Below are 1,814 nucleotides of genomic sequence, written 5' to 3'. Positions count from 1 at the left end.
AGGGGGAGGGAGACGCACGTCGTTCCAACCGCTGCTCCACTTCTCAACCCGCGATGCCCGACCATCGTGGCGCCCTAATGGAACCGAGCGCCACCAGACAGGATCCGGGCGCGGCCTCGCGCCTCCGATCGGAACACGAACTCCGGGCCGAGCGCACCGCAGCGCTGGCCCGACGCGGTATCCGCGCTTCGAACATCGATGCCGGCCTCGACCACCTTGTCTGCGCCTGCGGGAGCGAACGCTACGGCCTGCCGCTGAAAGCCGTCGCGCAGGTCCTGCCGATGCGCCCCCTCACGCCCATGCCGGGCGCGGTGCCGTCGCTCATCGGCCTCATCGCCCTTTCGGGGCGGATCGTCGGCGTGCTCGGCCTCGCCCGGGCGCTCGGCCGGCCGGAATCCGCGGGCGAGCCCGGTCACGTCGTGGTGCTGCGCGGAACCCCCGCCCATCAGCCCCTCGCCCTGGCGGTCGATCGGGTGCTTGGGATCGCCCCCGCGGCGGCGACGTCGGCAACGAATCCCGGCGGGTTGGGCAACGAGGTCGCTTCGGGCTATGCCCCCGGCGTGGCAGATGCCGACCGACCGGATTTCGTCATCATCGATCTTCCCCGCCTCCTGCGTCGCGCCCTGCCCTGACGGGCTCGCGAAGCAGGTTCCGCAGACACAGCCGCTGGTCTTCTCGAGACCTGCGCCCCACCACGCCCCCAATCGGAGCCAGCCCGACCGTGAATCTCTCGATCGGTAGACGCATCCTCCTCGGCTTCTTCGCCGTAACGGTCGTGATCGTGGCGCTCGGCCTCTATGCGCTCGAGCAGATCGGCGCGGTGCGCGACACGACCGACGCGATCGTGCGGCGCGATATGACGGTGCTGCGCCAGATCGACGACCTGGGCAACGAGGCCCGCGATCTCGGCCTGCTGCGCCGGACCGCCGTGATCGCGATGCTGACGTCGACGCAGGGCCGCCAGGCGCGCACTGACGACACCGTGGCGGCCTGGCGCCAGACCGCCACCCAGATCGAGAACCGGCTCGCCACCACGATCCAGCTCTCCACCGAGTACCGTGCCTACTCGGCCTCAACCGAGCGTGTGGCCGCCTGGGACCGGATCGCCGCCGCGGCGGCCGACGTCCAGCGCACCTTCCGCGAGGTCAAGAGCCTCGGCGAGGTGCAATTCGCGGCCATCGCCAAGCAGGATGTCGCCGGCGTCGAGGCCCGCAACGACGAGATCGCCCGGCTCCAGACGCCTTTCCTGGAGGGGATCAGGAACCTCAGGACCCTGCTCGACGGTGGCATGGCACTGGGCCAGCGTGCCGCCCAGGAGGTCTACGATCGCTCCCGCCTCTCGATCTACCTGACGCTCGCCGCCGCGATCGTGCTGGCGATCCTGGTCACGTGGATGATCAGCCGCGCGGTGGTACGCCCGCTCGAGACCGTCATGGCCTTCGTGGAGCGGGTCGGCGGCGGGGACCTGTCGGGCAAGTTGCCGATGAGCGGGGGTGACGAGATCGGGCGGCTCGCCACCACGCTCAACGCCATGGTGGCCGGCCTCTCGGACCTCGCCAAGACCAACCGCGCGGCAACCGCCGACCTCAACGCCGCCGCGGCCGAGATCCGCGCCTCGGCCCAGGAGCAGGCGGCCTCGGTCGAGCAGCAATTCGCCGCCGTGCAGGAGACCGCCGCCACGGTCGACGAGATCACGCATTCGGGCGCCCAGATCGGCAAGCGCGCCACCGAGGTGATCGCCACCGCGCAGGCCACCGCCCAGACCTCCCGGCAGGGCCTGCGCGCCGTCTCCGACACCGCCAAGGCCATGGACG

The 1,814-nt window shown here is 71.1% G+C and carries 2 protein-coding genes; both read left to right on the top strand.

Annotated elements, in window-relative coordinates; genetic code table 11:
• On the top strand, positions 1-632 hold a 632-nt coding region (locus OXS49_RS33225), incomplete at its 5' end, for a chemotaxis protein CheW (RefSeq protein WP_346016982.1).
• Between the two features lie 89 nt (positions 633-721).
• Positions 722-1,814, top strand: a 1,093-nt coding sequence (locus OXS49_RS33220) for a methyl-accepting chemotaxis protein (protein ID WP_267428749.1), incomplete at its 3' end; no start/stop codon positions are given.

The organism is Methylobacterium sp. GC_Met_2 (assembly GCF_026540795.1).
Lineage (GTDB): Bacteria > Pseudomonadota > Alphaproteobacteria > Rhizobiales > Beijerinckiaceae > Methylobacterium.
The sequence above is the reverse complement of the archived record's forward strand: the minus strand, read 5'-3'. Positions and strand labels throughout refer to the sequence as shown.